General features: G+C 43.5%; 27 protein-coding genes, 1 other RNA gene and 1 pseudogene. 17 read left to right on the forward strand and 12 right to left on the reverse strand.

Annotated features, from left to right (window positions below; translation table 11 throughout):
- Nucleotides 1-32 precede the first annotated feature (32 nt).
- The 4 genes from FTU42_RS05655 to lpxA are packed head-to-tail and all read left to right on the forward strand — an operon-like array spanning nucleotide 33 to nucleotide 2,880.
- Nucleotides 33-530, forward strand: coding sequence for an OmpH family outer membrane protein (locus tag FTU42_RS05655; RefSeq protein ID WP_100355035.1), 498 nt, complete (start codon nucleotides 33-35; stop codon nucleotides 528-530).
- A gap of 3 nt (nucleotides 531-533) precedes the next feature.
- Nucleotides 534-1,604: a UDP-3-O-(3-hydroxymyristoyl)glucosamine N-acyltransferase gene (gene lpxD / locus FTU42_RS05660; RefSeq protein WP_005096712.1), complete on the forward strand. Its 1,071-nt coding sequence runs from the start codon at nucleotides 534-536 to the stop codon at nucleotides 1,602-1,604.
- Between the two features lie 5 nt (nucleotides 1,605-1,609).
- Nucleotides 1,610-2,095 (forward strand): 3-hydroxyacyl-ACP dehydratase FabZ, encoded by a 486-nt coding sequence (fabZ, locus tag FTU42_RS05665; RefSeq protein ID WP_171063349.1) that lies wholly within the window; start codon nucleotides 1,610-1,612, stop codon nucleotides 2,093-2,095.
- Complete coding sequence (gene lpxA, locus FTU42_RS05670; protein ID WP_074382858.1) at nucleotides 2,092-2,880, forward strand: acyl-ACP--UDP-N-acetylglucosamine O-acyltransferase; 789 nt, start codon at nucleotides 2,092-2,094, stop codon at nucleotides 2,878-2,880. The genes fabZ and lpxA overlap by 4 nt, the downstream gene beginning before the upstream one ends.
- A gap of 73 nt (nucleotides 2,881-2,953) precedes the next feature.
- On the opposite strand, the gene FTU42_RS05675 is transcribed toward lpxA, so the two are convergent.
- The gene (locus tag FTU42_RS05675; protein ID WP_074382857.1) at nucleotides 2,954-3,751 is read right to left on the reverse strand and encodes a YbgF trimerization domain-containing protein; all 798 of its coding nucleotides are present in this window, start codon (nucleotides 3,749-3,751) and stop codon (nucleotides 2,954-2,956) included.
- A gap of 293 nt (nucleotides 3,752-4,044) precedes the next feature.
- Here FTU42_RS05675 and ffs point away from each other — a divergent pair.
- An RNA gene (ffs, locus tag FTU42_RS05680) (signal recognition particle sRNA small type) lies at nucleotides 4,045-4,141 on the forward strand.
- Between the two features lie 192 nt (nucleotides 4,142-4,333).
- On the opposite strand, the gene FTU42_RS05685 is transcribed toward ffs, so the two are convergent.
- The 4 genes from FTU42_RS05685 to FTU42_RS05700 form a co-directional block, all read right to left on the reverse strand.
- Entirely contained in the window at nucleotides 4,334-4,945 is a 612-nt protein-coding gene (locus FTU42_RS05685; protein WP_180075093.1) for a regulatory protein RecX, read from the reverse strand.
- 90 nt (nucleotides 4,946-5,035) lie between these two features.
- Nucleotides 5,036-6,076 (reverse strand): recombinase RecA, encoded by a 1,041-nt coding sequence (recA, locus tag FTU42_RS05690; protein WP_005096717.1) that lies wholly within the window; start codon nucleotides 6,074-6,076, stop codon nucleotides 5,036-5,038.
- 145 nt (nucleotides 6,077-6,221) lie between these two features.
- Nucleotides 6,222-6,662 carry an RNA-binding S4 domain-containing protein gene (locus FTU42_RS05695; RefSeq protein WP_005096718.1) on the reverse strand — a complete coding sequence of 147 codons (441 nt, stop codon included), beginning with the start codon at nucleotides 6,660-6,662 and terminating at the stop codon, nucleotides 6,222-6,224.
- Entirely contained in the window at nucleotides 6,655-7,341 is a 687-nt protein-coding gene (locus tag FTU42_RS05700) for an HAD-IA family hydrolase (protein ID WP_180083152.1), read from the reverse strand. The genes FTU42_RS05695 and FTU42_RS05700 overlap by 8 nt, the downstream gene beginning before the upstream one ends.
- Nucleotides 7,342-7,354: 13 nt before the next feature.
- On the opposite strand from FTU42_RS05700, the gene FTU42_RS05705 reads away from it, so the two are divergent.
- Nucleotides 7,355-8,206: a 3'(2'),5'-bisphosphate nucleotidase CysQ gene (locus FTU42_RS05705; RefSeq protein ID WP_005096720.1), complete on the forward strand. Its 852-nt coding sequence runs from the start codon at nucleotides 7,355-7,357 to the stop codon at nucleotides 8,204-8,206.
- A gap of 60 nt (nucleotides 8,207-8,266) precedes the next feature.
- Nucleotides 8,267-9,001 carry a phosphoglycerate mutase family protein gene (locus FTU42_RS05710; RefSeq protein ID WP_180075091.1) on the forward strand — a complete coding sequence of 245 codons (735 nt, stop codon included), beginning with the start codon at nucleotides 8,267-8,269 and terminating at the stop codon, nucleotides 8,999-9,001.
- A gap of 85 nt (nucleotides 9,002-9,086) precedes the next feature.
- Here the strand turns inward: FTU42_RS05710 and FTU42_RS05715 are convergent, their stop codons facing one another.
- Both FTU42_RS05715 and rpsT read right to left on the reverse strand, forming a co-directional pair.
- Nucleotides 9,087-9,527 carry a hypothetical protein gene (locus tag FTU42_RS05715; protein ID WP_180075090.1) on the reverse strand — a complete coding sequence of 147 codons (441 nt, stop codon included), beginning with the start codon at nucleotides 9,525-9,527 and terminating at the stop codon, nucleotides 9,087-9,089.
- Nucleotides 9,528-9,728: 201 nt separating this feature from the next.
- Nucleotides 9,729-9,995: a 30S ribosomal protein S20 gene (gene rpsT / locus FTU42_RS05720; protein ID WP_005171172.1), complete on the reverse strand. Its 267-nt coding sequence runs from the start codon at nucleotides 9,993-9,995 to the stop codon at nucleotides 9,729-9,731.
- A gap of 214 nt (nucleotides 9,996-10,209) precedes the next feature.
- On the opposite strand from rpsT, the gene FTU42_RS05725 reads away from it, so the two are divergent.
- From FTU42_RS05725 to FTU42_RS05745, 5 genes and pseudogenes are all read left to right on the forward strand, one after another.
- A complete protein-coding gene (locus tag FTU42_RS05725; protein WP_180083153.1) occupies nucleotides 10,210-10,875 on the forward strand; it encodes an NAD(P)H-binding protein in 666 nt (221 codons plus the stop codon).
- Nucleotides 10,876-10,886: 11 nt separating this feature from the next.
- On the forward strand, nucleotides 10,887-11,396 hold the full coding sequence (rraA, locus tag FTU42_RS05730; protein WP_005171166.1) for a ribonuclease E activity regulator RraA: 510 nt from the start codon (nucleotides 10,887-10,889) through the stop codon (nucleotides 11,394-11,396).
- Between the two features lie 109 nt (nucleotides 11,397-11,505).
- Nucleotides 11,506-12,288 (forward strand): glutathione S-transferase N-terminal domain-containing protein, encoded by a 783-nt coding sequence (locus FTU42_RS05735; RefSeq protein WP_074382852.1) that lies wholly within the window; start codon nucleotides 11,506-11,508, stop codon nucleotides 12,286-12,288.
- Between the two features lie 220 nt (nucleotides 12,289-12,508).
- Complete coding sequence (locus tag FTU42_RS05740; protein WP_100535002.1) at nucleotides 12,509-13,192, forward strand: response regulator transcription factor; 684 nt, start codon at nucleotides 12,509-12,511, stop codon at nucleotides 13,190-13,192.
- Nucleotides 13,192-15,118: pseudogene (locus FTU42_RS05745) on the forward strand (ATP-binding protein). The gene FTU42_RS05740 and the pseudogene FTU42_RS05745 overlap by 1 nt, the downstream one beginning before the upstream one ends.
- Nucleotides 15,119-15,176: 58 nt before the next feature.
- On the opposite strand, the gene FTU42_RS05750 reads toward FTU42_RS05745, so the two are convergent.
- From FTU42_RS05750 to FTU42_RS05760, 3 genes are read right to left on the reverse strand one after another with little or no spacing between them, the layout of a single operon-like run.
- Nucleotides 15,177-16,346, reverse strand: a complete 1,170-nt coding sequence (locus tag FTU42_RS05750) for a cupin domain-containing protein (protein ID WP_180075087.1) — start codon at nucleotides 16,344-16,346, stop codon at nucleotides 15,177-15,179.
- A 26-nt stretch (nucleotides 16,347-16,372) separates the two neighbouring features.
- Nucleotides 16,373-16,966: a nucleoside triphosphate pyrophosphatase gene (locus FTU42_RS05755; RefSeq protein WP_074382848.1), complete on the reverse strand. Its 594-nt coding sequence runs from the start codon at nucleotides 16,964-16,966 to the stop codon at nucleotides 16,373-16,375.
- Nucleotides 16,966-17,349, reverse strand: coding sequence for a DUF2237 family protein (locus tag FTU42_RS05760; RefSeq protein ID WP_005096732.1), 384 nt, complete (start codon nucleotides 17,347-17,349; stop codon nucleotides 16,966-16,968). The genes FTU42_RS05755 and FTU42_RS05760 overlap by 1 nt, the downstream gene beginning before the upstream one ends.
- Nucleotides 17,350-17,488: 139 nt before the next feature.
- Between FTU42_RS05760 and FTU42_RS05765 the strand changes: the two genes are divergently transcribed.
- The 4 genes from FTU42_RS05765 (at nucleotide 17,489) to FTU42_RS05780 (ending at nucleotide 21,208) form a co-directional block, all read left to right on the forward strand.
- Complete coding sequence (locus FTU42_RS05765) at nucleotides 17,489-18,676, forward strand: phosphoglycerate kinase (RefSeq protein WP_074382847.1); 1,188 nt, start codon at nucleotides 17,489-17,491, stop codon at nucleotides 18,674-18,676.
- Between the two features lie 153 nt (nucleotides 18,677-18,829).
- Complete coding sequence (locus FTU42_RS05770; protein WP_005096734.1) at nucleotides 18,830-19,108, forward strand: hypothetical protein; 279 nt, start codon at nucleotides 18,830-18,832, stop codon at nucleotides 19,106-19,108.
- A 119-nt stretch (nucleotides 19,109-19,227) separates the two neighbouring features.
- Complete coding sequence (fba, locus tag FTU42_RS05775; RefSeq protein ID WP_005096736.1) at nucleotides 19,228-20,268, forward strand: class II fructose-bisphosphate aldolase; 1,041 nt, start codon at nucleotides 19,228-19,230, stop codon at nucleotides 20,266-20,268.
- An 85-nt stretch (nucleotides 20,269-20,353) separates the two neighbouring features.
- Nucleotides 20,354-21,208: a DMT family transporter gene (locus FTU42_RS05780; RefSeq protein ID WP_180075086.1), complete on the forward strand. Its 855-nt coding sequence runs from the start codon at nucleotides 20,354-20,356 to the stop codon at nucleotides 21,206-21,208.
- Here the strand turns inward: FTU42_RS05780 and FTU42_RS05785 are convergent.
- Both FTU42_RS05785 and nfsB read right to left on the reverse strand, forming a co-directional pair.
- Nucleotides 21,171-21,398: a hypothetical protein gene (locus FTU42_RS05785; RefSeq protein ID WP_180075085.1), complete on the reverse strand. Its 228-nt coding sequence runs from the start codon at nucleotides 21,396-21,398 to the stop codon at nucleotides 21,171-21,173. The genes FTU42_RS05780 and FTU42_RS05785 overlap by 38 nt on opposite strands.
- A 107-nt stretch (nucleotides 21,399-21,505) precedes the next feature.
- Nucleotides 21,506-22,159: an oxygen-insensitive NAD(P)H nitroreductase gene (gene nfsB, locus FTU42_RS05790; RefSeq protein WP_180075084.1), complete on the reverse strand. Its 654-nt coding sequence runs from the start codon at nucleotides 22,157-22,159 to the stop codon at nucleotides 21,506-21,508.
- A 243-nt stretch (nucleotides 22,160-22,402) separates the two neighbouring features.
- Between nfsB and hpaI the strand changes: the two genes are divergently transcribed.
- Nucleotides 22,403-23,197 carry a 4-hydroxy-2-oxoheptanedioate aldolase gene (hpaI, locus tag FTU42_RS05795; protein ID WP_159515806.1) on the forward strand — a complete coding sequence of 265 codons (795 nt, stop codon included), beginning with the start codon at nucleotides 22,403-22,405 and terminating at the stop codon, nucleotides 23,195-23,197.
- Nucleotides 23,198-23,331 lie beyond the last annotated feature (134 nt).

Below are 23,331 nucleotides of genomic sequence, written 5' to 3' on the forward strand. Positions count from 1 at the left end.
TTATGAGCAAATTTTTTTGAATGAGTAAGAATATGAAAAAAATGATCATGGCGATGAGCCTGGCTTTGGCAAGTATTGCACCTTTGACTCAAGCAGCTGGTATTGGTGTGATTGACTTGGAGCGTGTAGTCGAAGGCAGTACTTATCTGAAACAGCAAAACACGGCATTTCAACAAAAAATTCAGCCACAAACCAGCAAGATTGAACAACTCAGTAAAGAACTGGAAGCTTTGCAGCAGCGTGCTCAGTCTAATACCAAACTGAGTGATGCTGAAAAGCAGAAGATGTCTACGCAATATCAGGCTAAATTTCAGGAATTGAATCAGTTGCAACAATCTGTGCAGAGTAATGTTCAAAGTTCGATTCAGCAGATTCGGACGGTATTTGATGCACGTGTAAAGCAAATTGCTGAACAATTGCGTAAAGAAAATAACCTGAATGTGGTTTTAAATAAAAATTCAGCACTTGCTTATGACGCTAAATATGATTTAACTGATAAAATGATTCAAAAGGTTAATGCAATTAAGTAATCAATGAATCATCAACAGCTTCAGTTAGCTGACCTTGCTCGCCTGGTTCAAGGCGAGTGCGTAGGTCAGGCAGATTTGCGTTTGAGCGCTTTGGCCAGTCTTGAGCATGCGACATCGCAAGATTTGGCATTCGTCAATGCAGACAAATATGTAGAGCAAGCCAATCAAAGTCAGGCGGCTGCTTTAATTGTCACTGCTGAACTGAAACAACAAATAACGTCACATCAGAACTTTATTGTTGTTGCAAATCCTTATCTGGCTTTTGCGATCCTGACCCATGTATTTGAGAAAAAAAATACCCAGCGTGGTATCGAAAGTACTGCTCAAATTCATCCTTCAGCGATCATCGCCGATGATGCGTATATTGGACACTATGTGGTGATTGGCGAGCATTGTGTTGTGGGCGCCAATACCGTGATTCAGCCTCATGTACATGTCGATAATGATGTGGAAATCGGTCAGGACTGTTTTATTGATGCGCATGTGACGCTGACGGGTGGCGCCAAAATTGGCAATCGCGTTCGTATTCATGCCAATACCGTGATTGGCAGCGAAGGTTTTGGTTTTGCACCTTATCAAGGTAAATGGCATCGTATTGCCCAGCTTGGTTCTGTGCGTATTGCTGATGATGTGCGTATCGGGTCAAACTGTAGTATAGACCGCGGTGCATTGGATGATACGATTTTGCAACAGGGTGTGATTATTGATAATCTTGTGCAAATCGCGCATAACGTCAAGATTGGTGCCAATACCGCACTCGCAGCAAAATGCGGAATCGCCGGAAGCACTACAATTGGCAAAAACTGTGTATTTGCAGGTGCGGTGGGGGTAGTAGGCCACATTAATATCGCAGATAATGTCACAATTACTGGCATGTCAATGGTGACAAAAAATATTTCTGAGGCGGGCAGTTATTCTTCTGGCACACCTATGTTAGAAAGTTTGCACTGGAAACGTGCTGCTGTGCGTTTTAAACAATTAGCAGATGTGCCATTGACCCAGGTGATGAAACGACTAGATCATATGCAATCTCAAATTGAGTCCATTGAATCAACATTTAAGTTGCGTAAATAATTATGATGACAGAGTCGAATTTGCCTACATTCACGAAACCTGAATTGCCAATGAATATTCAAAAGATTCGTGAATATTTGCCCCATCGTTATCCATTTTTATTGGTTGATCGCGTGGTCGAGATTACCGAAAATGGCATTGTTGGTTATAAAAACGTCTCAATTAATGAAGAGTTTTTGCAAGGCCATTTTCCGAATTATCCAATTATGCCGGGTGTGCTGATTGTTGAAGCACTGGCACAAATCTCGGGAATCTTGGGTTTTGTGATGAACAATGAAACACCAAGTGCAGGTTCATTGTTCCTTTTTGCCGGTGCGGAGAAGGTTAGGTTTAAAAAACAGGTGGTTGCAGGCGATCAATTGGTATTAAAAGCTGAATTGGTGATGCAAAAGCGCGGCATTTACAAATATAATTGTATTGCCACTGTAGATGGCGTCGTCGCAACAACCGCGGAAATTATGGTTTCGCATCAAAAAGTCGAGCAGGCATGAGCAATAATCCCCTTATTCATCCAACTGCCATTATTGACGCATCAGCAGTCATCGCTGCTGATGTAGAAATTGGTCCATACTGTATTATTGGGCCAAACGTCACTATTGGTGCGGGTAGCAAACTTCATTCACATGTAGTGGTGGGTGGCTATACGCGTATAGGTGAATATAATGAAATTTTCCAGTTCGCCAGTGTAGGCGAGGTTTGTCAGGATCTTAAGTATGCCGGTGAAGAAACCTGGCTTGAGATTGGCGATCACAACAAGATCCGTGAGCATTGTAGTTTGCATCGTGGTACCGTTCAGGATCAGGGTTTAACCAAGATTGGCAGTCATAATCTTCTAATGGTCAACACCCATATTGCCCATGACTGCATGGTCGGTGATCACAATATCTTTGCCAATAATGTCGGTGTGGCTGGACATGTTCATGTCGGGGATTATGTGGTCATTGGTGGAAACTCAGGGATTCATCAATTCTGCAAGATTGACTCTTATAGCATGATTGGCGGAGCATCACTGATTTTGAAAGATGTGCCGGCCTATGTGATGGTGTCAGGTAATCCTGCGCACGCTTTTGCTATGAATATTGAGGGAATGCGTCGTAAGGGCTGGTCTAAGGCCATAATTGACGGTTTGCGTACTGCCTTTAAACTGATTTATAAATCAGGTTTAACCACGCAGGAAGCAATCGAGCAGATTCGTAAAGATATCTTGCCGGAAGTTGCCGAAGCACAACGTTTGATTGATTCTCTTGAACAATCCAAGCGTGGTATTGTGCGCTAAAATATTTCAAGTAAAAAAAGACACCTTTAAGGTGTCTTTTTTATTGCTGAATTAAGGGTTATCTAGAAGATTATTACTTAAAAAATTTAGCTTCTTCAGATTGCGGGTAATTACTGAGTAATTTGTTCTTGTACTGGGTGGCAATGGCCGGTTTTTGCTCGACGTCCTTGCTAATGTTATGCAGTTGATAAAGCGCACGCGAAGCACGGGTCGACTTTGGATAGCGGTCTGCCACAATGGTGTAATTGCGTTTTGCTTCTTCAAAATTTGGCGGATCGATGGCCAGATTGAATTCTGCTAACCAGAAATAGGCATTGCTGATATACACACTATTCGGATTGTTTTTAATAAAGTTCTGCATGGGTGCAATGGCTTTGGCTGCACCGCCATTTTTATAGGCATCTAAGGCTACTGTATAGGCTGCTTTGTCCAGCTCGGTGGGCTGTTGTCCGCTGCTCGCTGTATTGATCTCATTCGCATTTAAACTGGGAGAACTATCCTGTGGGTTGTCCTCCGTTGGGTTTTCTTCAGCCGGTTCAATTTTTTGCTGTAACAGTTCCAGGCGCTGATCGAGATCGGCATAGCGATTGGTCAGTTCGCTTTTCAGTTGGGCAATTTCATTTTCCTGTTCTTCCATTTTGCCGCGCAAGATCCGCAGATCACTTTCCAGTTGCTGGTTTTTTTGCATAATCTGCCAGCTGGTATTGGTTTGCACAGGTGTCGATACGCCGGCAGAACTCGCAGACTGGGTATTCATTGACGCTTGATTGGCAGTCTGGCTCAAGCCACGCGATTCAATTGGAATATTGGCAAATAGCGGTGTGGTAAAGAGTGCTGTCACTGCACACAATACGGTCTTTTTAAACATCATAAAATTTCCATAATTCTTTGTGAGATACGTATCCGCTGCTCATCTTTTAAAGAAGATCATTCATATACATTGCACACATTAAAAACGGCATTTTTAGAAATTGCAACAAGGTTTTACAAAGATCATGCGAATCTGGGTGTTGATGGATTGATTGTGAAGATCGCTTGAAAATCAGCAGAAATATCAATATTGTTTTTAAAATAATCAAACGGATAGCTTGATGGATTATTTTAAGGAACAAAGCTTGCAACTTGATTAAAAATCTCTATACTCTGTTTTTGTAATGGTAGCCCTGCTGGTTACTTCGCAATTGTACTCTATGAACCCCGCCAGGACCGGAAGGTAGCAACGGTAATAGAACTATGATGTGCCGGAGCTTTGCTGGTAGGGTTGCCACCATATTTTTCAATAATAAAAACATTTTATCCCAGCCTATTAATCTCAAAACTAACTTCTAATATCAGCTAATTTTTAATATTTTATTATCCCGATAATTCGTTCTGCTAGCGAACTGATTTTCTCATTTTAAGATCAATCTGCAAACACTTTTGTAGTGGGTCTATTAATGAATCTGAATACAAATTAATCTTCCACTTTACGGTTAATCGCCTTAATAATCGTATCCATTTCAAAACCACGGTACATCAGAAAACGGATCTGTTTGGCCTTGAGCTTCGGATCTTTAGTAACTTCCGCCCCATATTTTTTGACTTTCAGCGCATAGGCTTGCTGCACCCAGTCAGTTTCTTTCAGTTCTTCTGCGATTAAAGCCGTATCAACTTTCTTGTTTTTTAATTTCATTTTAATCTGATTGGGGCCTTTGCCTTTACGCTTTTGGCTCGACAGCATGGTTTCTGCGACACGCTGATCACTCTGATAATTCTCTCGTGATAATTCTTCAACTAATTCCAGCACTTCATCGCGATCCTCTGCATATAGGCATAGCTTCTCGATCAGTTCGGCTTTGGCATATTCCTTGCGGGTCAGTACGGCAAAGGCATACGAACGCAAACGCGAGCCAGTTAAGCCCGGTTTTTTCTTTTCATCATCAGGGGTATCAAACAGGCGCTCTTCTGAGTCGAAAGTGGGTTTTTGTTTCAATGTGTTTTGCTGGGTCGCTTGATCATCAGCATCGCCAAATTGCTGTTTTAAAGTTTCATAATCGAGCAGTTTGCTGAATTTTGCCTCTGACATCTTTCTCTCGCATTTTATCATCTACCCATAATAACAAAACGCCCCGTAAGGCGCTGTGTCGTGATGTTTAAAGACTAGGCAAATAATAGATTAGGCATCTAAAAGATCTGCTTCTTCTTTATTATCTTCTTCAGTGATCACGGCTTTGGTCAGCAGTTGCTCGCGAATCAGCTTTTCAATGGTTTGTGCCATTTCTTTATGCTCTTCCAGATAACGGATGGTATTGTTCTTACCTTGGCCAATTTTGTCGCCTTGATAAGAATACCACGCACCGGCTTTCTGCACGATTTCTTGCTGTACAGCAAGATCGATCAATTCACCTAGATGGTTCACGCCTTTGCCGTACAGAATCTGGAACAGCGCTTCTCTAAATGGAGGTGCCATTTTGTTTTTCACGACTTTGACTTTGGTTTCAGAACCAACGATCTCGTCACCTTCTTTCACCTGACCAATACGACGGATGTCTAGACGTACAGATGCATAGAACTTCAATGCGTTACCGCCAGTCGTGGTTTCCGGGCTACCGAACATGACACCAATCTTCATACGAATCTGGTTAATGAAGATCACCATACAGTTGGAACGCTTGGCATTACCGGTGATTTTACGCAGTGCCTGGCTCATCAAACGGGCTTGCAGACCCATATGCGAGTCACCCATTTCGCCTTCAATTTCCGCACGTGGCGTTAGAGCAGCTACAGAATCGACCACGATCATGTCAATTGCACCAGAGCGTACCAGCATATCTGCGATTTCAAGTGCCTGTTCACCGTGATCGGGCTGCGATACCAACAGGTTATCAATATCTACGCCAAGTTTACGCGCATATTGCGGATCAAGTGCATGTTCGGCATCGATAAATGCGCACGTACCACCGGCTTTTTGACATTCTGCAATTGCTTGCAGGGTCATCGTGGTTTTACCTGATGATTCAGGACCATAAATCTCGACGATACGGCCCTTCGGTAGGCCACCAATACCGAGTGCGATATCCAGGGTTAAAGAACCTGTAGATACTGCTTCAACAGCCTGAACGGTATTGTCACCAAGACGCATGACTGTATTTTTACCAAACTGTTTTTCAATCTGGCTTAAGGCAGCATTAAGCGCCTTGTTTTTATTCTCATCCATCTTACAACCTCAATACGATGTCACTCAGTTAGTACTCAAGTGGATGTCTTAAATTAGAGCTTTGTTCCACAGGCGTATAGTGACAGAATTTTCCCTAGTGTTCTATCAATGTCAGCGCATGTACGACACATTCTGACGCTTGAATTTAATCGTCATTATACGACCATGACTGATCAAAACTCTGACTATTTTCATTTTTAAATTTACTGATATCCCGGCGATCTTTCTTGCTTGGACGATGATCGGGACGAGCTAGATTATGCAACTTTCTTTGTGAGGTAATCAATTCCCGTCGAGCAATACTGACTTCGGTTTCTTCATACAGTTTTTGTGCCACAGGTGCGGGCCCACGAACATCGGAAAGTTCTTTCACCAGGACGGTTTTCTTGTCGATGCCTTGCTGAATCGTCAGTTCCATGCCAACACGAACTTCGCGTGATACTTTGACACGTTCACCATTGTGGTGGACTTTACCACCTTCAATTGCATGTTTGGCAATGGAACGGGTCTTGAAAAACCGTGCTGCCCAAAGCCATTTGTCTATACGCATGCCTACCGCATCTTCGGGTAAAGACGATTTACGCATATTTTTTCTCTACCTCAGCCTGATTTAAATAAGTGATTAAATCTGTTAATTGGTGCAGCATCGGATAATTGCAAGTCTCGCGTGCGACTTTGGCCGAGGAGGGGTGCTGGATACTGAGCAGGTTTTCAATCCCGTAGGCTTTGGCACCATTCAGGACTTTTTCGGTATCATCAATAAAATAAGCATGTTGCGGATCGAAGGGATGCATGGCATTCAAGCCTTGCCAGAATTCAACAAATTCTTTGGCATGCCCAATCGTTTCTGAACTGACAATCACATCAAAATAATGGCTTAAATTTAAGTGATCCAATTTAAAGGCCAGGCCGGCACAATCGGCATTGGTGGCCAGCCAGATCGGGTAGCCATTCGTTTTCAGATAATCCAGTAATTCGAGACAATACGGGCGTAAGGCGACTTTGTCTTTATGTTCAATCTGCATCGCCAGAACATCAACTTCGACTTTAGCCGTCCAGAAGCGTGAGGAGTACCAGTTTAGGGTATGATTATGTTCCTGATAGAATGCGGAGAGGGTCGTCTGACTGTGTTCCATGCTACAGCCATGTGTCTCGGCATAACGGACAGGCAGCAACTCATTCCAGATGAAATCATCGTAGGCAAGATCAAGTAAAGTTCCATCCATATCGAAAATTATGGTAGGTTTTTCAGAGCATTTTGACATATTTAGGTTTTCTATGTTTAAAGCAATAGCAGCACCACAAGATCCGATGATTTTGCAGTTTGTGCCCATTTTGACACAAGCCTGTGAAATTTTGCGAGAAGAATATCAGCGTTATTGTTCTGGTGCGGCTTTTGATGTCATCCAAAAAAATGATAATTCTCCGGTAACTCAGGCAGACTTGAGGGTCAATACTTTTCTAACTCAGGCTTTGGCAGATATTTCAGACTTGCCTTTATTGTCAGAAGAAGGAAAAGAACATGAGCGTCGTTCATGGCCAGAATTCTGGTTATTAGATCCGCTAGATGGCACCAAGGAGTTTTTGCATCAGCGGCCTGAATTCACCATCAATTTGAGTTTGGTTCGTGGAAGTTTGACGACTTTTGCCATATTGGCAGTACCAGAACAGCAACTGATTTATTTCTGTGCAGAGCAGGGGCTGCCTTATAAATATGATATTCAGCGAGATACGTGGTTTGGCTATGAAGCAGCGCCAACAGACCAAAGAATTGCGATTGGTCTGAGTCAAAGTAGCCAGCAGAAACCGAAATATGTCGACTATTTACAGCATCTGGCCAAACTTACCGAATATACAGAGTTCAAAGCGGGCAGCGCCTACAAGTTTTGTATGATGCTGGAAGATCAGGTGGATATCTATCCACGTTTTCATCCGACTTCGGAATGGGACACTAGTGCTGGTCAATGTATGCTGGAACGGATTGGTGGTGGTTTGGTCGATTTAAAAGGACGGCCATTTATTTATAATCATCGCGATACCTTGCTCAATGGCGGATTTATTGCCTATAAAAATAATAATATGAAAAATATTGCATTACAGGCGGTGGCTGACATGCAGGCCGAGCATTGAGCAAAATCCTGAGCATGGTATAGTGATGATTAACTCATTACCAATCCAGTTGGCTGTCACGTGTCCCTGAAACTGCTTCCACCGAGTATGTTAAGTGCAATTGATTTATTGCCTGATGTACAGACGCCTGTCACCTTATTCACACGCCATTCGGTTCGTGAAGATGTTCCGGGTCAAGGTCTGGCAGGCTATGATCTGCAATTGACCAATCAGGGGCGGGATCTGGCGCAGGAATGGGGTGCTTATCTGGCTGATCAAACTGATCGTGTGATTCATCACTGTATTTCAAGTCCGATCCAGCGTTGTATTGATACCGCTGCATTGATGATTGAAGGGGCAGATGCGGTTACCCCTGAGCAGAATACCCATCGTATTGAAATTATTGAACAGGGACTTCTGGTGGAGCCTGGCAGCTTTGTGCTGGATATTCAAAAAGCTGGGCCTTATTTTGCCAAGCAGGGTGCACTCGGTTTTATTAACAGTTTTGTCAATAATGCCTTGCCTGGGATGAAACAGCCGATTCATGGCGTGGTGGATGTACTGGAACTGATTTACAACACCCATCCACAAAATAAATATGGGCTGAGTCTGGCAGTCAGTCATGACACGATTCTGGCAGCGATGATTGCCGTAATGTCCGGGCGTCAGGACATCAGCCGAGAAGACTGGCCCAAAATGATGGAAGGTCTGTTTGTCTGGTTCGAGGGCGATGTTTTTCTGGAATCAAAACTGAAATGGATCTGGCGTGGTCAGGTACATGAGCTAGATATTGCTGATTTTAAGCGTTCCCAGTAATTTTAATTTAATAGGTCATTCATTTATCATATAAAAAGCCCAATCGCAGATATGATTGGGCTTTTTACATATAGGTCTGTTTTTTCTAAATGTTGGCTTTTAAGCGCTGAGGATAGGCATTGAGATCAAGCAGGTCACCTGTATCATTCAGCGGCCAAAGAGGACTATTGACTGGAACCTGTTGCTGATGAATGCGACTATATTTGTCGGCGGCGATCAGTGTTGCGATGTCATGTTCCGGAAGGCTGTAAGCTGCAACGACTTGTTGGGGATAGCTGGTGCGTATATAAAAATCTACTTCATTTTCACCGTTATATCGGGCAAAGATATATTCTACTGCGGGCAAATACACACCATAGCCTAACCAGGCGTCTACGCCTTGAGATGCCTGAAGTCCAGCAGTGCCTTTCATGTTGGAAATCACCCGGCCTAAAATGTCTTTTTCACCTTGGGTCTTAAAGTATTCAATATATTGCTGTTCGATTGCTAGAAACTTCTCTAAAGATGGCAAATATTTTGTAATCATGGTTTTTATTCCCTTCACAGCCAGCAAAATAGTGACAAGCTTAAAATTATAGTGATGTAAGCAATATGATTGAGAATACCATAATTTTTATATGGGATTATATCAGAGTAAAAAATTGAAAATAAAAATGAGAAAAATACAGAATCATTTTTTAGCAGACACAAAAAAAGCCCTAAAAAGGGCTTTTTTCATTGCAACAAATTAGTTAGCTAATGCTTTAACTTGTGCGTTCAAGCGGCTCTTGTGACGAGCTGCTTTGTTTTTATGGATGATGCCTTTGTCAGCCATGCGGTCGATTACTGGAACAAGCGTTTTGTACGCTTCAGTAGCAACAGCATAGTCATTAGTGCCGATAGCAGCTAATGTACGTTTAAGATAGGTACGAACCATAGAACGCAAGCTTGCGTTGTGTTTGCGTGCTTTAACGTTTTGACGAGCACGTTTTTTAGCTTGAGCAGAGTTTGCCACTCGTGCACTCCTTGAAATAGATTGGTCTGGGCGGGCTGAAACTCAACTGAAAACCATCATCAGAGGAATTATCACCAGCCCGTAAACAAGTGCCATATTTTGATTAAACTGAGCACCGAAGTCAAGTCTTGACATGCTTTGACAACATTTTAGATGCAGAAAAATTCTAAAGAAAACGTTAGATTAGTATTCTACCTAGGAGATCGTATAAAAAATGACTAAATCGCTGATTCATCCCATCGTCATAGGTGCCACCGGTTTGGTGGGAAAACAACTGATAAAACGTCTGCAAGACGAGCCAACTTGCCAGCAGATTACTGCAGTGGTCAGAAAATATCAAAATGATCTGAATAGTTTGGATAAAGTCCAGCAATTGGTACTTGAAGATTTTCTGATGCTGAATGATCAGGATGTCAGCGAGCACAGTCACGGTTTTAGCTGTTTGGGCAGTACCATGAAACAAGCCGGATCCAAGCAGGCCTTTTATAATATTGATTATACTATTAATGCCCATTTTGCCGAATTGCTGCAACAGACTTCAGCGCATTACTTGCTGTTGAGTGCGATGGGCGCCAACTCCCAGTCTCATTTTTATTATAATCAGGTTAAAGGCCAGCTAGAAGAATATGTACAGACCTTGAGTCTGGATAAAATCAGCCTGATTCGGCCTTCATTATTAATTGGCGAACGTCCCGAGCAGCGTTTTTTGGAGGATGCCGCACAGCAGGTTTATCATAAAATATCGCGTTTTATTCCGGATGGTTTTGCTTATAAGCCAGTGACAGCCGAGCAGGTAGCTCATACTATGGTCGAGGCCGCGCTGACTCAGACGGTAAAATTTGAAATTTATGATAATTTACGCATACAAAAAATGAAATGAGGGGAAACACCGTGTCTACAGCAGCATTTGTCACCTGTGACTTATTAGATGATCATCCGGAATTAGAGCTTCAAGTGGTGACACCTTGTCTGGACGGTAAATTTTTTAAGAGTTATGGGGCCCGGAAAACTTTTGGCGGTCAGATTGTGACGGTGAAATGTTTTGAAGATAACTCCCGGGTGAAAGAGTTACTGGCCACAGATGGAACAGGCAAGGTACTGGTGGTCGATGGCGGTGCATCGATGCGCTGTGCCTTGATGGGTGACCTGATTGCGGAATCTGCGGTCAAAAATCACTGGAATGGTGTGATTATTTATGGTTGTGTGCGTGATGTCGATGCGATTGCTGAATTAGACCTTGGTGTACATGCATTGGCGGCTATTCCACAGAAGAGCAATCGCAAGGGCGTGGGTGAGGTGGATATCACCCTCTGTTTTGGTGGAGTCACGTTTAATGCTGGCGATTATGTCTATGCAGACAATAATGGCATTGTGGTCTCTAAAACAGCCTTAGTGGCTTAATTGGCCAAGTGTTACATTAAAGAATAACAACAAAACTGATCTATACCGCGAAAGACAGGATGCTTACATTCTGTCTTTCAGTTGAATAAAACAAAAACAGGAAAATATTATGTTGGGTCATCAAATTAAAGTTGCACAAGCTTTGGCCTCTGCAGTCGCTCAAGGTGGACGTGGCATGGTCGGTACACCATTTCCGAATCAGCCTGAAAAAGCCTTAAAGCTCTATGAATATGAGGGTTCGCCATTTTGTCGCCGGGTGCGTGAAGTCATGACTTTGCTGAATCTGGATTATGAAGTCTATCCATGTCCACGGGGTGGTACTCATTTTCGTCCCGAAGTTCAGCAATTAGGCGGAAAACTCCAGTTTCCATTTCTGGTAGATGAAAATACGGGCGATCGACTTTATGAATCGCAAGATATTATTCATCATCTGTTCAAGCACTATGGCAAAACAGGCAAGACACCCAAAAAATATGCTCACTATCCCAAAATTCCGGTGGCTGCAATTGCTGGCACAGTCATCAACGGTTTACGCGGAGGAATGGTGAATCCCAAGATCAAGGATCGGCCAACACCTGAACAGTTACTAGAATTATGGGGTTTTGAGGCCAGTCCTTATACCCGGATCGTACGCGCCGTGTTGAGTGAGCTGGAAGTTCCCTTTATTTTTCACAATGTCGCCAAAGAACGCTGGCAGGATTATGGGCCAGCCAAGTTGCGCTTAAGACCGGGGAAATATGAACCACTACCAGGCGGGAAGCGTGAACATTTATTTGAAATGATGGGAAATAATATTCAGGTTCCTTATCTGGTCGATCCAAATACAGGCGTGAATATGTTTGAATCAGCTGAGATTGTAAAATATTTAAAACAGCAATACGGCGCCGCTTAAAATATTCAGCCTATTAAAACTCTAAAATTGTGCTTAAGAAATGCCATTCACTGCGTAGATGGCATTTTTTTATGCTGGTTTTAAGCAGACGGTATTTAGAATATCCCTATGAGGCTAGAAAGAAATAGCATAAAAATGAAATAAATCATGATTTTTAGAGTTTTTTTGGTTATATTTTACTCTTCAAGGTGACATAACAATAAATATAAGGGGCGTGCTTATGACAGCACTAGAGGCAGTCTTGCCAGTACCTGTATTAATCGTTGAAGATGAGTATGTCATTCAACGACGTTTAAAAATTATATTAACCAATTTGGGCTATAGCGAAGATGTTCTGCTCTTTGCCAATAATCTTAAAGAAGCATATTTCATTTTAAAACAACAGCCGATTTCACTGGCATTGGTCGATTTGGGGCTGCCGGATGGAAGTGGGATTTCGATTATTGAAAAAATTCGCGAAAATGACGCACAAACTCTGATTTTGGTGGTTTCGGCCTGGAGTACGCAGAACAGTTTATTTACCGCAATTCAGGCGGGTGCCACCGGTTATGTATTAAAAGAACGCGATGATGTGGAGGTCACTTTGGCGATCCGCAGTATTTTACGGGGTGGCGCGCCAATTGATCCTTTTATTGCGCGGGAAATTCTCAAGCAGATTTCTATACCTGCTTCATCACCACCAGTCGAACGCAACCATTCGGATGCCGAGCAGGAAGTGCTGACCCATCGGGAAAAAGAAATTCTGTCACTGGTCGCACAAGGCCTGAGTAATCGAGAGCTTGCCGAGCAACTTTGTGTGTCACGTTATACCGTCGAAAGTCATATCAAGCATATTTACCGGAAACTGTCCGTCAGTCGGCGTACCAAGGCAGTCAGTACCGCACGGCATTTAGGAATTCTGTGATGCATCCAGCTCGTTCTGGAAGCAGGCAGCGACAGAGATTGCAATGGATCGGTATGTTGCTCTTTTGCTGCTGGCTGTGTCTGTTAAGTGCTATGAGTCAGGCGCAAGACCATTTTCAGGTTAATGATCTCTGTGATGTAAAGATTGACTACATTCAAAAGGTTCAGGTGCAAAATCCTAGCCAGATGCCTGCATCTGGCTGGCAAAGTGTCAGTTTGCCGGATAACTGGCAGCGTAACTGGAAAGATTATCATGGTGGGGCCTGGTATAAAATTGTTTGGGACTGGTCATGCCAAGACAATATTCGTCTTGCAGAACCGATTGCCTTTTCCATTGATTATATTAATTCGGCCGGCGCCGTGTTCCTGAATGGTGATTTACTCTGGTCAGATCAACACCTGCAAGAGCCATTGTCAAAAAGTTGGAATATGCCGCGTTACTGGATTTTGCCCATCAGTGGCTTAAACAAGGGCAGTAATGAAATTCTGGTTTATGTACAGGGTTATAGTTTTCAGAACGCCGGACTGGGTAAAATTGAATTTAATAATGTGCTGGTCAATAGCCAGAAGCATTTAGGCGAAATCTGGGATCGCCGCACGCTGTTTCAGATGAATATGATTTTCTCAGCAATGATTGGGATCATCTGCTTCATTGTCTGGCAATTTCGACGTTCAGAAACCACCTTTGGCTGGCTGGCTGGCACTCAGTTCATTCCTATGGATTCTGTTTATTTCCAATATGCTGACCACAGAAAGCTTTCCGTTTCGCTCCAGCATCGCGGCCAGCAAAGCCAATATGCTTTGTTTTATTGCCTATATCCACTGTTTTAGTCTGTATTTGATCCGCTTTTTAAAACAGAGATTTAAATATGTGGAGCGGGGATTTATCCTGATCACGCTTTTATTTGCTCTGCTGATTGTGATGAGTTCCTTGGGTTATCTGGGGCAGGTACTGGGCACAGCATTTATTTTCTATGTGGGATTATTTATAAGCTGTATTATTTATGTGAGCTATCACGCACTTAAAACCCGCAATGGGGAATATCTTTTCTTGATGCTGTGTCTGTGGGGGATTTTGTTATGTGTAATCGTAGATCTGATCATTTTAAGTCAAACGGCAATTAGTGATTTTTCACCTTTATCACCCTATACCTCACCGATTATTACCCTGTTTGTGGTGCTGATTATGGCCACGCGGTTGAATCGTAATGTCAGGAAAATCGAAAAATTTAATAGCCAGTTAGAACGTAAAGTCCAGCAGGTCGGTGCTGATCTGAATAAAAGCCTGAACGATAAACATCAACTGGAGCTGGATAATGTCCGCTTACAGGAGCGGATTAACTTATCGCATGAACTGCATGACGGGCTAGGAGGCTCGATTGTGCGCTCTATGATTCTGGTCGATCAGAGTACTGACAGCATTCCCAACCGACAGTTTCTTTCCATGCTGAAATTGCTCAGAGATGATCTCAGACAAATCATTGATAGTGGTTCGTCTATCGAAAATAAAGTACCGGAAACCCCGCTACTCTGGATTGCCCCGGTACGTTATCGTTTTACCCAGTTGCTGGAAGAGATAAATATTGAGGTTGAATGGTTATTTCCAAAAGTCTGGCAGCGTGAACCGACCGCATTGCAGTGTTTGACCCTGATTCGGGTGGTCGAAGAAAGTCTGACCAATATCATTAAGCACAGTCAGGCCAGTCAGGCGAAAGTCAGTCTGGAATATTTTCTGCCACATCAACTCACCTTAAGTATTCAGGACAATGGCGTTGGGTTTGATGCTGAAATAGTGCAAAAAAATGGTCTGAGTATTGGGATGCGCAGCATGAAAATGCGGGTCGAACGTATGGGAGGCGTGTTTCAGATTGAGTCTGAGAAAGGGCATACAGTGATTCAGGTCGTATTGGAGCTCTATCAACCCTAATCTTTGCAAATAAAAAGAGGATTATTTAATCCTCTTTTTATTTGGCTTTAGCTTAGAATTAGTCTTGTTCTGCTGGCGGAACCAGCATCAGTACCGCATCATTTAATAATGCCGCGACATCTTCCAGAATATCTTCATCAGCGAAGTTTTCATCCAGCAATATGATTTCACCGTCTGCAAGCTGCTTGAGTTTTGTGGTAAATGCCTCAGAGATCTCAATCCCTTCACCATTGGCCCAGAACAGAACATCGCCGTCTGCTTCAGTGTAGAGCAAGCGTGAAGCCGGTTCGAGCATCAGGCTATAACCCTGATCCAGTGCTTCTTCCAGATCACCTGTGCCGATTTCTTCCGCTTCCGGAAGGTTCTCTGGATATTTGGGTTCTGACATTAAAGTCATAATGGCATCTTCTAAAACATTCGAATTATGCAGTTGCTGCATGATCTGTTCTTTTAGATATTCCAGCTCATTGCCGCTGACTTCACCAATGGCTCCGACCTGGTCACGAATAATATCAACCAGTGGATTGCGTAAACTTTCATTCTCAGAAAATTTATCACCAACACGGTCCATCATATCGCTCACATTTGGCATACGGAAGCCAAAGGAAAAGGTTAGACAATCATCTTCTGCAACGCCGTAATGCGCCAAACCAGGTGGCACATACAGCAAGTCGCCAGGTGCCAGAACTTCGTCAAAATTCACCTCAATTTCAGGCAATAATTTCAGTGGCTGACCCGGAACCAATACAGTTTCGGCATCACACATTTGTCCGAGCTGCCAGCGACGATGCCCGTAGCCTTGTACCAGAAAGACATCGTAAAAATCAAAGTGCTTTCCTACAGAGCCGCCTTGAGGTGCATAAGACACCATGATGTCATCGCGGCGCCATTGCGGAATAAACGGGAACTTTTTCCACATTTCCGACAGGTCAAATGAATAATGATCTACCGCCTGAACCAAAAGTGTCCACAGCTTGGGCATTTTCTGAAAATCAGCTTTAAGTAAAGGCGAAGATTTCACGCTCCACTGATTCGGATCGCGATCTTTTTGCTTGATTAAACGCGCAGTGACGTGTTCTTCAAGCGCAAGTTCCATCACGTCATCAGGTTCAAGCAGATTGGCGATTTCAGGCATCGCATTACGCACCAGTAACGGTTTTTTTTGCCAGTATTCACTCAAAAATTGTTCAGCGGTGATTCCGCCTAAAACGTCTAAAGGTTGAGACATAGATTACAGCCTGAATTAAGGGGAGATTAAGGAACTAAAATTTTCAATTCACGAAGAATGTGACACAGCTTGATCATCGGCATGCCCATCAAAGTGGTCTGGTCTTGCCCGATCATTTTTTCAAACAGGCTGATGCCGAGGCTTTCACATTTGAAACTGCCGGCACAATGCAGTGGCTGTTCAATCGTGACATAGCGTTCAATTTCGGCTTTGGACAGTTTACGGAACTTGACTTTATAGTGCTCGACCAGCGTTCGTTCATAACCAGTAGCCTGCTGTTGCACACTGAGTGCAGTACTGAAATAGACAATCTTGTCCGAATTGGCCTGTAACTGGCGAATGGCTTTTTCAGGAGTTAAAGGTTTGCCAATAAAAATATCTGGTGCGCCTTCACGCCATGCCACCTGATCCGAACCAATCACAATCGCTTCAGGATTTTTCTCAGCAATATATTTGGCTTTCTCAAAAGCCAGCCGCTTGGCCAAATCATCTGCGTGATTTTCACCGCGAGGAGACTCATCGATATCCGGTACTAGAGAAATATAATCAATATGCAGGCGATCCATCAACTCTTTACGGGTTTGGCTGGAGGATGCCAAAATAATCTGTACAGCATTCATTAGACAGCATATTCCTCAAGAATATTTAAAGGTACATAAGACAGCACCGCTTTATGGCAGGCTTGCAGCTTGATCGGGGGGGCTTGACCTGCTTCATAGGCTTCGACCCAGCGTGTCACGCAGAGGCACCAGAAATCACCGGGTTGCAGGCCAGGGAAGTCCAGCTCTGGCAAAGGTGTGATCAGGTCATTGCCCACTTTTTGCGAGAAATTGAGAAATTCCGACGTCATCTGCGCGCATACCGTATGCTGCCCCAGATCAGTGGTCGCAGTATGGCAAAAGCCATTGCGGAAATAACCGGTAATCGGATCGAAGCAGCAGCTTGATAAAGGCTCACCTAACACGTTCAAACGGTTAAGATTTGGATCAGGATGTATCGACATAGGCACTGAATCTAAAAGAAGCTTTTTTCTATCATAACAAAACTTTGGCATTCAGAATGTTTTCTGCAAAAGATGCTAACCTTTTTCTGCATAATCATTTAAAATCGGCTGGTTTTAATATCTATAAAGTGAGCTCTACATGAACTTTCAGCGTATGACTGACCTCGATTTAGCAGGTAAACGTGTTCTGATCCGTGAAGATTTAAACGTTCCTGTTAAAAATGGTGTGATCACCAGCGATGCGCGTCTTCGTGCAGCATTGCCAACCATTCAAGCAGCAGTTGAAAAAGGCGCTGCAGTAATGGTGTATTCTCACCTTGGTCGTCCGGTTGAAGGTGAGCCTAAAGCTGAACAATCGCTTGCACCTGTAGCGGCTTACTTGACTGAAGCTTTGGGTCAAGACGTAAAACTATTTACCGACTACCTAGATGGCGTTGAGGTTCAGCCGGGTCAAGTTGTGTTACTTGAGAACTGCCGTTTTAACGTTGGTGAGAAGAAAAACAATCCTGAACTTGCTGCAAAATATGCAGCGCTGTGTGATGTATTCGTGATGGATGCATTCGGTACAGCGCACCGTGCAGAAGCATCGACTGAAGGCGTAGCGCGTCTTGCTAAAGTTGCAGCAGCAGGTCCTTTATTGGCAGCTGAACTTGATGCACTAGGCCGTGCACTTAAGACACCTGAAAAGCCAATGGTGGCAATTGTTGCGGGTTCTAAAGTATCGACTAAACTTGATGTGTTGACTTCACTGTCTGACATCTGCGATCAATTGATCGTGGGTGGTGGTATTGCCAATACTTTCCTTGCTGCGGCAGGCTATAACGTTGGTAAGTCACTGTGTGAAAAAGATCTGATCGATACTGCAAAAGCCATTGCTGCAAAAGTATCAGTGCCACTTCCAACTGACGTTGTGGTTGCCGATGCTTCTGAAATCAACTTTGAAGATTTCCTGGGTTCATTGGCTGCTGCGAAAGCAACTGTGAAAAATGTTGCCGATGTTGCTGATAACGACATGATTCTGGATGTGGGTCCAGAAACTGCAAAAGCATTTGCAGAAATCCTGAAAACCTCTAAAACCATTCTCTGGAATGGCCCGGTGGGTGTGTTTGAAGTCGATCAATTCGGCGAAGGTACCAAAACTTTATCTTTAGCGATTGCTGAATCTGCCGGTTTCTCGATCGCGGGTGGTGGTGACACATTGGCTGCAATCGACAAGTACGAAGTAGCAGATAAAATTGGCTATATTTCTACGGGTGGTGGTGCATTCCTCGAATTCGTTGAAGGTAAAACCCTTCCTGCAGTTGCGGTACTCTTAGAACGTGCTTGATTGCATGTCCTAAGCTAAAAAGCTGGCCAAGTGCCAGCTTTTTTATGTCATTTTTTTGACAATGAAAACTTACCCTTCATGGCTTCGTCATGAAAATGCAATAAATCTGTCATAAGATGCAGAGATTAAATCACCAAATGATGAGATCACGTGATGAAAAAACAGTTAACTTTGGCAGCTTTATTCGCTGCATCATTGGCACTGACTGCATGTGCGAAACAGGAAAATGCACCGGTCGCTGAAACAGAAAGCTCGGCAGCAGTGGCCAATGAGACTATAACGCCAGAACAGCAAGCCGCGATTGATGCCATTGACCAGCCAGTTTTAGATGAAAAAAATACCGATATTCCAGCTGAAATTGCCAATGCGCCAGCAGACGCAGCCACTGCAGACCAGTCAGTTACAGCGACTTCCGAGCCTGTAGCACCTTAATCCAGTGCATGTGAGAAAAAATCCCTGCAAAAGCAGGGATTTTTTTTAAATAGTGTTATTTGTTGCTGAATTGAAACCTTTGAACATGTAGAATATGTGGCATTCACTGGGAGGATATTATGGCTCTTATTTCATTGCGCCAGCTCTTGGATCACGCCGGCGAACATGCTTACGGCGTACCAGCATTTAACGTAAACAACTTAGAACAAATGCGTGCAATTATGCTTGCAGCAGATGCAACCAATTCACCTGTTATCGTACAAGCATCTGCGGGTGCGCGTAAATATGCAGGCGCTCCGTTCTTGCGTCACCTTATTCTGGCTGCAATTGAAGAATGGCCACATATTCCAGTGGTAATGCACCAAGACCACGGAACCAGCCCTGACATTTGCCAACGTTCAATCCAGCTCGGCTTTTCATCAGTGATGATGGACGGCTCACTTGGTGAAGATGGCAAAACCCCAACTTCATACGAATACAACGTTGATGTGACTCGTCGTACGGTTCAAATGGCACATGCATGTGGCGTTTCTGTAGAAGGTGAGATCGGTTGTTTAGGTAGCCTTGAAACAGGTATGGCGGGTGAAGAAGATGGCGTGGGCGCAGAAGGCGTACTGGATCATTCTCAACTCCTGACTTCAGTTGAAGAAGCACGTAGTTTCGTTGCAGATACCAATGTGGATGCGCTGGCGATTGCTGTAGGTACTTCACACGGTGCGTACAAATTTACGCGTCCACCTACAGGCGATATTCTGGCGATTGACCGCATTAAAGAAATTCATGCGGCACTTCCAAATACGCATTTGGTTATGCACGGTTCAAGCTCTGTGCCACAAGAGTGGTTGGCAGTAATTAACCAGTATGGCGGCGACATCAAGGAAACTTATGGTGTTCCGGTTGAGCAGCTGGTTGAAGCGATCAAACATGGCGTGCGTAAAATCAACATCGATACTGACTTGCGTTTAGCATCTACAGGTGCAATGCGTCGTATGATGGCAGAAAAACCAAGCGAATTCGATCCTCGTAAATTCTTCAGCGCAACGGTTGATGCCATGAAGCAAATCTGTATCGATCGTTATGAAGCATTTGGTACTGCCGGTAATGCAGACAAGATTCGCCCAATTTCTTTAGAGAAAATGGTGTCGTACTATAATAAATAATTCCCAGTGAATCATTTATAGAAAAAGCCCACAGCGAATGTGGGCTTTTTTGTAGACTGATAAATACCAAGAATAAGAGCAGCATATGGAACTGATTTTCGCAGCAGCGCTGTGTAGCGTTGTGGTCTCAATATTATTAAAAGTCGCCAAAAACAGAGGGCTGAGTCCGATCCACATGATTAGCTGGAATTATGCCACCGCCAGCTTGTTGTGCTTTTTCTGGTTTAAGCTGGATATCCAGCATATTTCGCCAAGCCAGACACCATGGTTCCTCATTCTGGCATTGGGTATTTTGCTTCCGAGCGTATTTCTGTTGCTGGCCAAAGCCTTGGAAAGCGCTGGAATTTTAAAAACAGAAATCGCCCAGCGGCTTTCTGTAGTCTTGTCACTGGCGGCGGCTTATTTTATTTTTCAGGAACAGTTTAATCAGCTGAAAATACTCGGGATCGCTTTAGGTATTGGCGCAGTGCTGTGTATTTTATTCTCACATCGACAAAGTACAGGACAGGGCAGTCAGGGCATGTTGTATCTGGGGCTGGTCTGGGTGGGTTATGCACTGATTGATGTATTATTAAAATATACAACCAGTTTAGGTTTGCAGTTCGCCGTTGCACTCAATCTGATGTTTATTTGCGCTCTGATCATGTCGATGGGCTATCTGCTGTTTAAATATAAAAGCTTGGGGTCGATACAGAATATAGGCGCTGGTCTGTTATTGGGTGTGCTGAATTTTGCCAATATTGCGTTTTATGTCAAAGCCCATATGCTGCTCAAGGATTCGCCGGCAATTGTCTTTGCTGGCATGAATATTCTGGTGGTGGTATTTGGAGTCATTGCAGGTCTGATGTTCTTTAAAGAGCGACTCAAACCTGCAAGTGCCGCGGGTTTACTGCTAGGTCTCACTAGTGTGATTTGCCTAGCTTATGCAATGTCTGTTTGACATAAGACGATGCAAATTTAATCGGATGTCGCAGCAGGTCGCCTGCTTCGGCCAGTCCAAGCAATAAACCGGCCTGTTGGCAGTCTGGACAGTGCGGATAACGATGCTGTTGATCTTTATAGTGTTGGAGATAAATTTTATCGCAATGATGGCATGCAAATTTCAGGGATTTGGAGGTAAGGAGCGACATAGATGACCTCTATTGTTATTCTATTAGATGGTAAATTAAATAAAGCAAAAAATAGGCCCGAACTGATATGGAAAGGGGCGCCTGGCCCCTTTTATAGCATAAGATCCTTACAGTTTGGTGAAAATGTCTTCAGCAGGCAGGCGGGATTTCGGTAGTTTGGCATTGAAGTCATTTTCACTGCGATAACCCAAAGTCAGCAGCACAGAGGGAATTAAACCCTGTTCTGCAAGTTTTAATTCTTCAGTGATAATCTCTTCATCAAAGCCGCCAATTGGTGTGGCATCGACACCTTCAATTCCGGCAGCCAACAGCATCTGACCGAGCGCAATAAAGGTCTGATTTTCAGCCCAGCGCTGAATATCACCTTTTTCATTACGATAATAATGAATATAGCCTGCACGGGTGTTTTTCTGGCCTTCTTTGGCCGACTCATCTTTAAAGCGACCACTGAGATCATCGCGATTCAGCAAGTTTTCCAGATGCAGCTCATTAATATCGGCTTTGGTACAAAATAAAATGGTATGTGAAGAATCCAGAACTTTAGGTGCATTATAAGCATAGGTGCCGACCAACGCTTTGGCAATTCGCTGTTTGGCTGCCTCATGATCGGCAATAAAAAAATGCCAGGGCTGAATATTGATTGAAGACGGGGCAAAACGCAAAATTTCTAATAGGCGTTCAAACTGGTCTGCCGGAATTTTCTTGCTCGGATCATAGGCTTTAGTGGCATAGCGGGTCTGTGTGATTTTGAGTAAATCCATTAATGGACTCCAATCTTTTTAAATAAACAGAGGATAGCGGTTTTGCAGGTATAAGATTTTGAGATCTCCTGATTATTACAATAAAAATACCTCAGGCAAAGTCTGTTGTTGAATGATCTTGATATAAATGCAAGTAAAACTTAGCATTAAATTAGATAACAATGCAGTTTTTGTCTATTGGCACTTTTGGACAAGAAGCGTTTAATAAGCAGTATCGCCAGTAACATGCAAATAGGTCCGTAAATGCAATTTACCAATTATTTTAAACACAAACTTAAAACCCAGCAGCAAATCGGGTTGTGGATTGGGCTGGCAGATGCCTATGGTACCGAGATTGCAGCAAATGCCGGCTATGACTGGTTACTGATTGATGGTGAGCATGCTCCCAGCGATTTGAGAATCACATTGTCGCAACTGCAAAGTATTGCCGCTTATCCGTCGCAAGCGGTGGTACGACCTCCGGTTGGCAGTGTACAGCTGATCAAGCAGCTGCTCGATATCGGTGCGCAGACTTTATTGATTCCGATGGTCGAAACAGTGGAACAGGCGGAACTGATGGTTAAGGCAGTGCGTTATCCACCGGAAGGGATTCGTGGCGTTGGTGCTGCGCTGGCACGTGCCACGCGCTGGAACAGCATTCCGAATTATTATCAGACTGCGCATGAAGAAATCTGTTTGCTGATCCAGATTGAGTCGGTTACCGGATTGGAAAATCTGGATGCTATTCTTCAGATTGATGGAATTGACGGGGTATTTATTGGCGCCGTAGACCTGTCTGCTACCATGGGCTATCAGGGTGATCCAAATCATCCAGAGGTGCAAGCCGCGGTTGTGGATGCAATTCAGCGGATTCGTGTTGCAGGTAAAGCCGCTGGTATTCTGTCAACTCAGCATGAAGTCACACAAAAGTATCTGGAACTTGGCACTGAATTTGTTGCAGTAGGCGTTGATACCAGCGTTCTGATGAATTCATTGCGGGATTTGTTGGGAAAATATAAAACAGATATAAATGTAATTAAAACAAATACGGGATATTAATCATTTATCAGGTCTGAATGAATGGATTAGATAAGATTCTGAATGATTTTTAATCAGAACTTGTCTGCAATGATCTATTCATTCAAATCTAACAAGATGATTGTCTGTTTTTTGGCCTAACATAAGGCGTAATA

The sequence above is a fragment of the Acinetobacter sp. YH12102 genome, assembly GCF_013419125.1.
In the GTDB taxonomy this organism is placed as follows: domain Bacteria; phylum Pseudomonadota; class Gammaproteobacteria; order Pseudomonadales; family Moraxellaceae; genus Acinetobacter; species Acinetobacter pseudolwoffii.

Coding starts and splice junctions, on each gene's coding strand:
- fabZ (WP_171063349.1), top strand. CDS start 1,610: ATGACAGAGTCGAATTTGCCTACATTCACGAAACCTGAATTGCCAATG.
- FTU42_RS05685 (WP_180075093.1), bottom strand. CDS start 4,945: ATGTCAGAGGCAAAATTCAGCAAACTGCTCGATTATGAAACTTTAAAA.
- FTU42_RS05655 (WP_100355035.1), top strand. CDS start 33: ATGAAAAAAATGATCATGGCGATGAGCCTGGCTTTGGCAAGTATTGCA.
- FTU42_RS05695 (WP_005096718.1), bottom strand. CDS start 6,662: ATGCGTAAATCGTCTTTACCCGAAGATGCGGTAGGCATGCGTATAGAC.
- FTU42_RS05740 (WP_100535002.1), top strand. CDS start 12,509: ATGACAGCACTAGAGGCAGTCTTGCCAGTACCTGTATTAATCGTTGAA.
- lpxD (WP_005096712.1), top strand. CDS start 534: ATGAATCATCAACAGCTTCAGTTAGCTGACCTTGCTCGCCTGGTTCAA.
- FTU42_RS05705 (WP_005096720.1), top strand. CDS start 7,355: ATGTTTAAAGCAATAGCAGCACCACAAGATCCGATGATTTTGCAGTTT.
- FTU42_RS05735 (WP_074382852.1), top strand. CDS start 11,506: ATGTTGGGTCATCAAATTAAAGTTGCACAAGCTTTGGCCTCTGCAGTC.
- FTU42_RS05760 (WP_005096732.1), bottom strand. CDS start 17,349: ATGTCGATACATCCTGATCCAAATCTTAACCGTTTGAACGTGTTAGGT.
- FTU42_RS05785 (WP_180075085.1), bottom strand. CDS start 21,398: ATGTCGCTCCTTACCTCCAAATCCCTGAAATTTGCATGCCATCATTGC.
- FTU42_RS05780 (WP_180075086.1), top strand. CDS start 20,354: ATGGAACTGATTTTCGCAGCAGCGCTGTGTAGCGTTGTGGTCTCAATA.
- lpxA (WP_074382858.1), top strand. CDS start 2,092: ATGAGCAATAATCCCCTTATTCATCCAACTGCCATTATTGACGCATCA.
- hpaI (WP_159515806.1), top strand. CDS start 22,403: ATGCAATTTACCAATTATTTTAAACACAAACTTAAAACCCAGCAGCAA.
- FTU42_RS05770 (WP_005096734.1), top strand. CDS start 18,830: ATGAAAAAACAGTTAACTTTGGCAGCTTTATTCGCTGCATCATTGGCA.
- FTU42_RS05755 (WP_074382848.1), bottom strand. CDS start 16,966: ATGAATGCTGTACAGATTATTTTGGCATCCTCCAGCCAAACCCGTAAA.
- FTU42_RS05715 (WP_180075090.1), bottom strand. CDS start 9,527: ATGATTACAAAATATTTGCCATCTTTAGAGAAGTTTCTAGCAATCGAA.
- FTU42_RS05725 (WP_180083153.1), top strand. CDS start 10,210: ATGACTAAATCGCTGATTCATCCCATCGTCATAGGTGCCACCGGTTTG.
- FTU42_RS05700 (WP_180083152.1), bottom strand. CDS start 7,341: ATGTCAAAATGCTCTGAAAAACCTACCATAATTTTCGATATGGATGGA.
- fba (WP_005096736.1), top strand. CDS start 19,228: ATGGCTCTTATTTCATTGCGCCAGCTCTTGGATCACGCCGGCGAACAT.
- FTU42_RS05750 (WP_180075087.1), bottom strand. CDS start 16,346: ATGTCTCAACCTTTAGACGTTTTAGGCGGAATCACCGCTGAACAATTT.
- nfsB (WP_180075084.1), bottom strand. CDS start 22,159: ATGGATTTACTCAAAATCACACAGACCCGCTATGCCACTAAAGCCTAT.
- FTU42_RS05765 (WP_074382847.1), top strand. CDS start 17,489: ATGAACTTTCAGCGTATGACTGACCTCGATTTAGCAGGTAAACGTGTT.
- FTU42_RS05675 (WP_074382857.1), bottom strand. CDS start 3,751: ATGATGTTTAAAAAGACCGTATTGTGTGCAGTGACAGCACTCTTTACC.
- recA (WP_005096717.1), bottom strand. CDS start 6,076: ATGGATGAGAATAAAAACAAGGCGCTTAATGCTGCCTTAAGCCAGATT.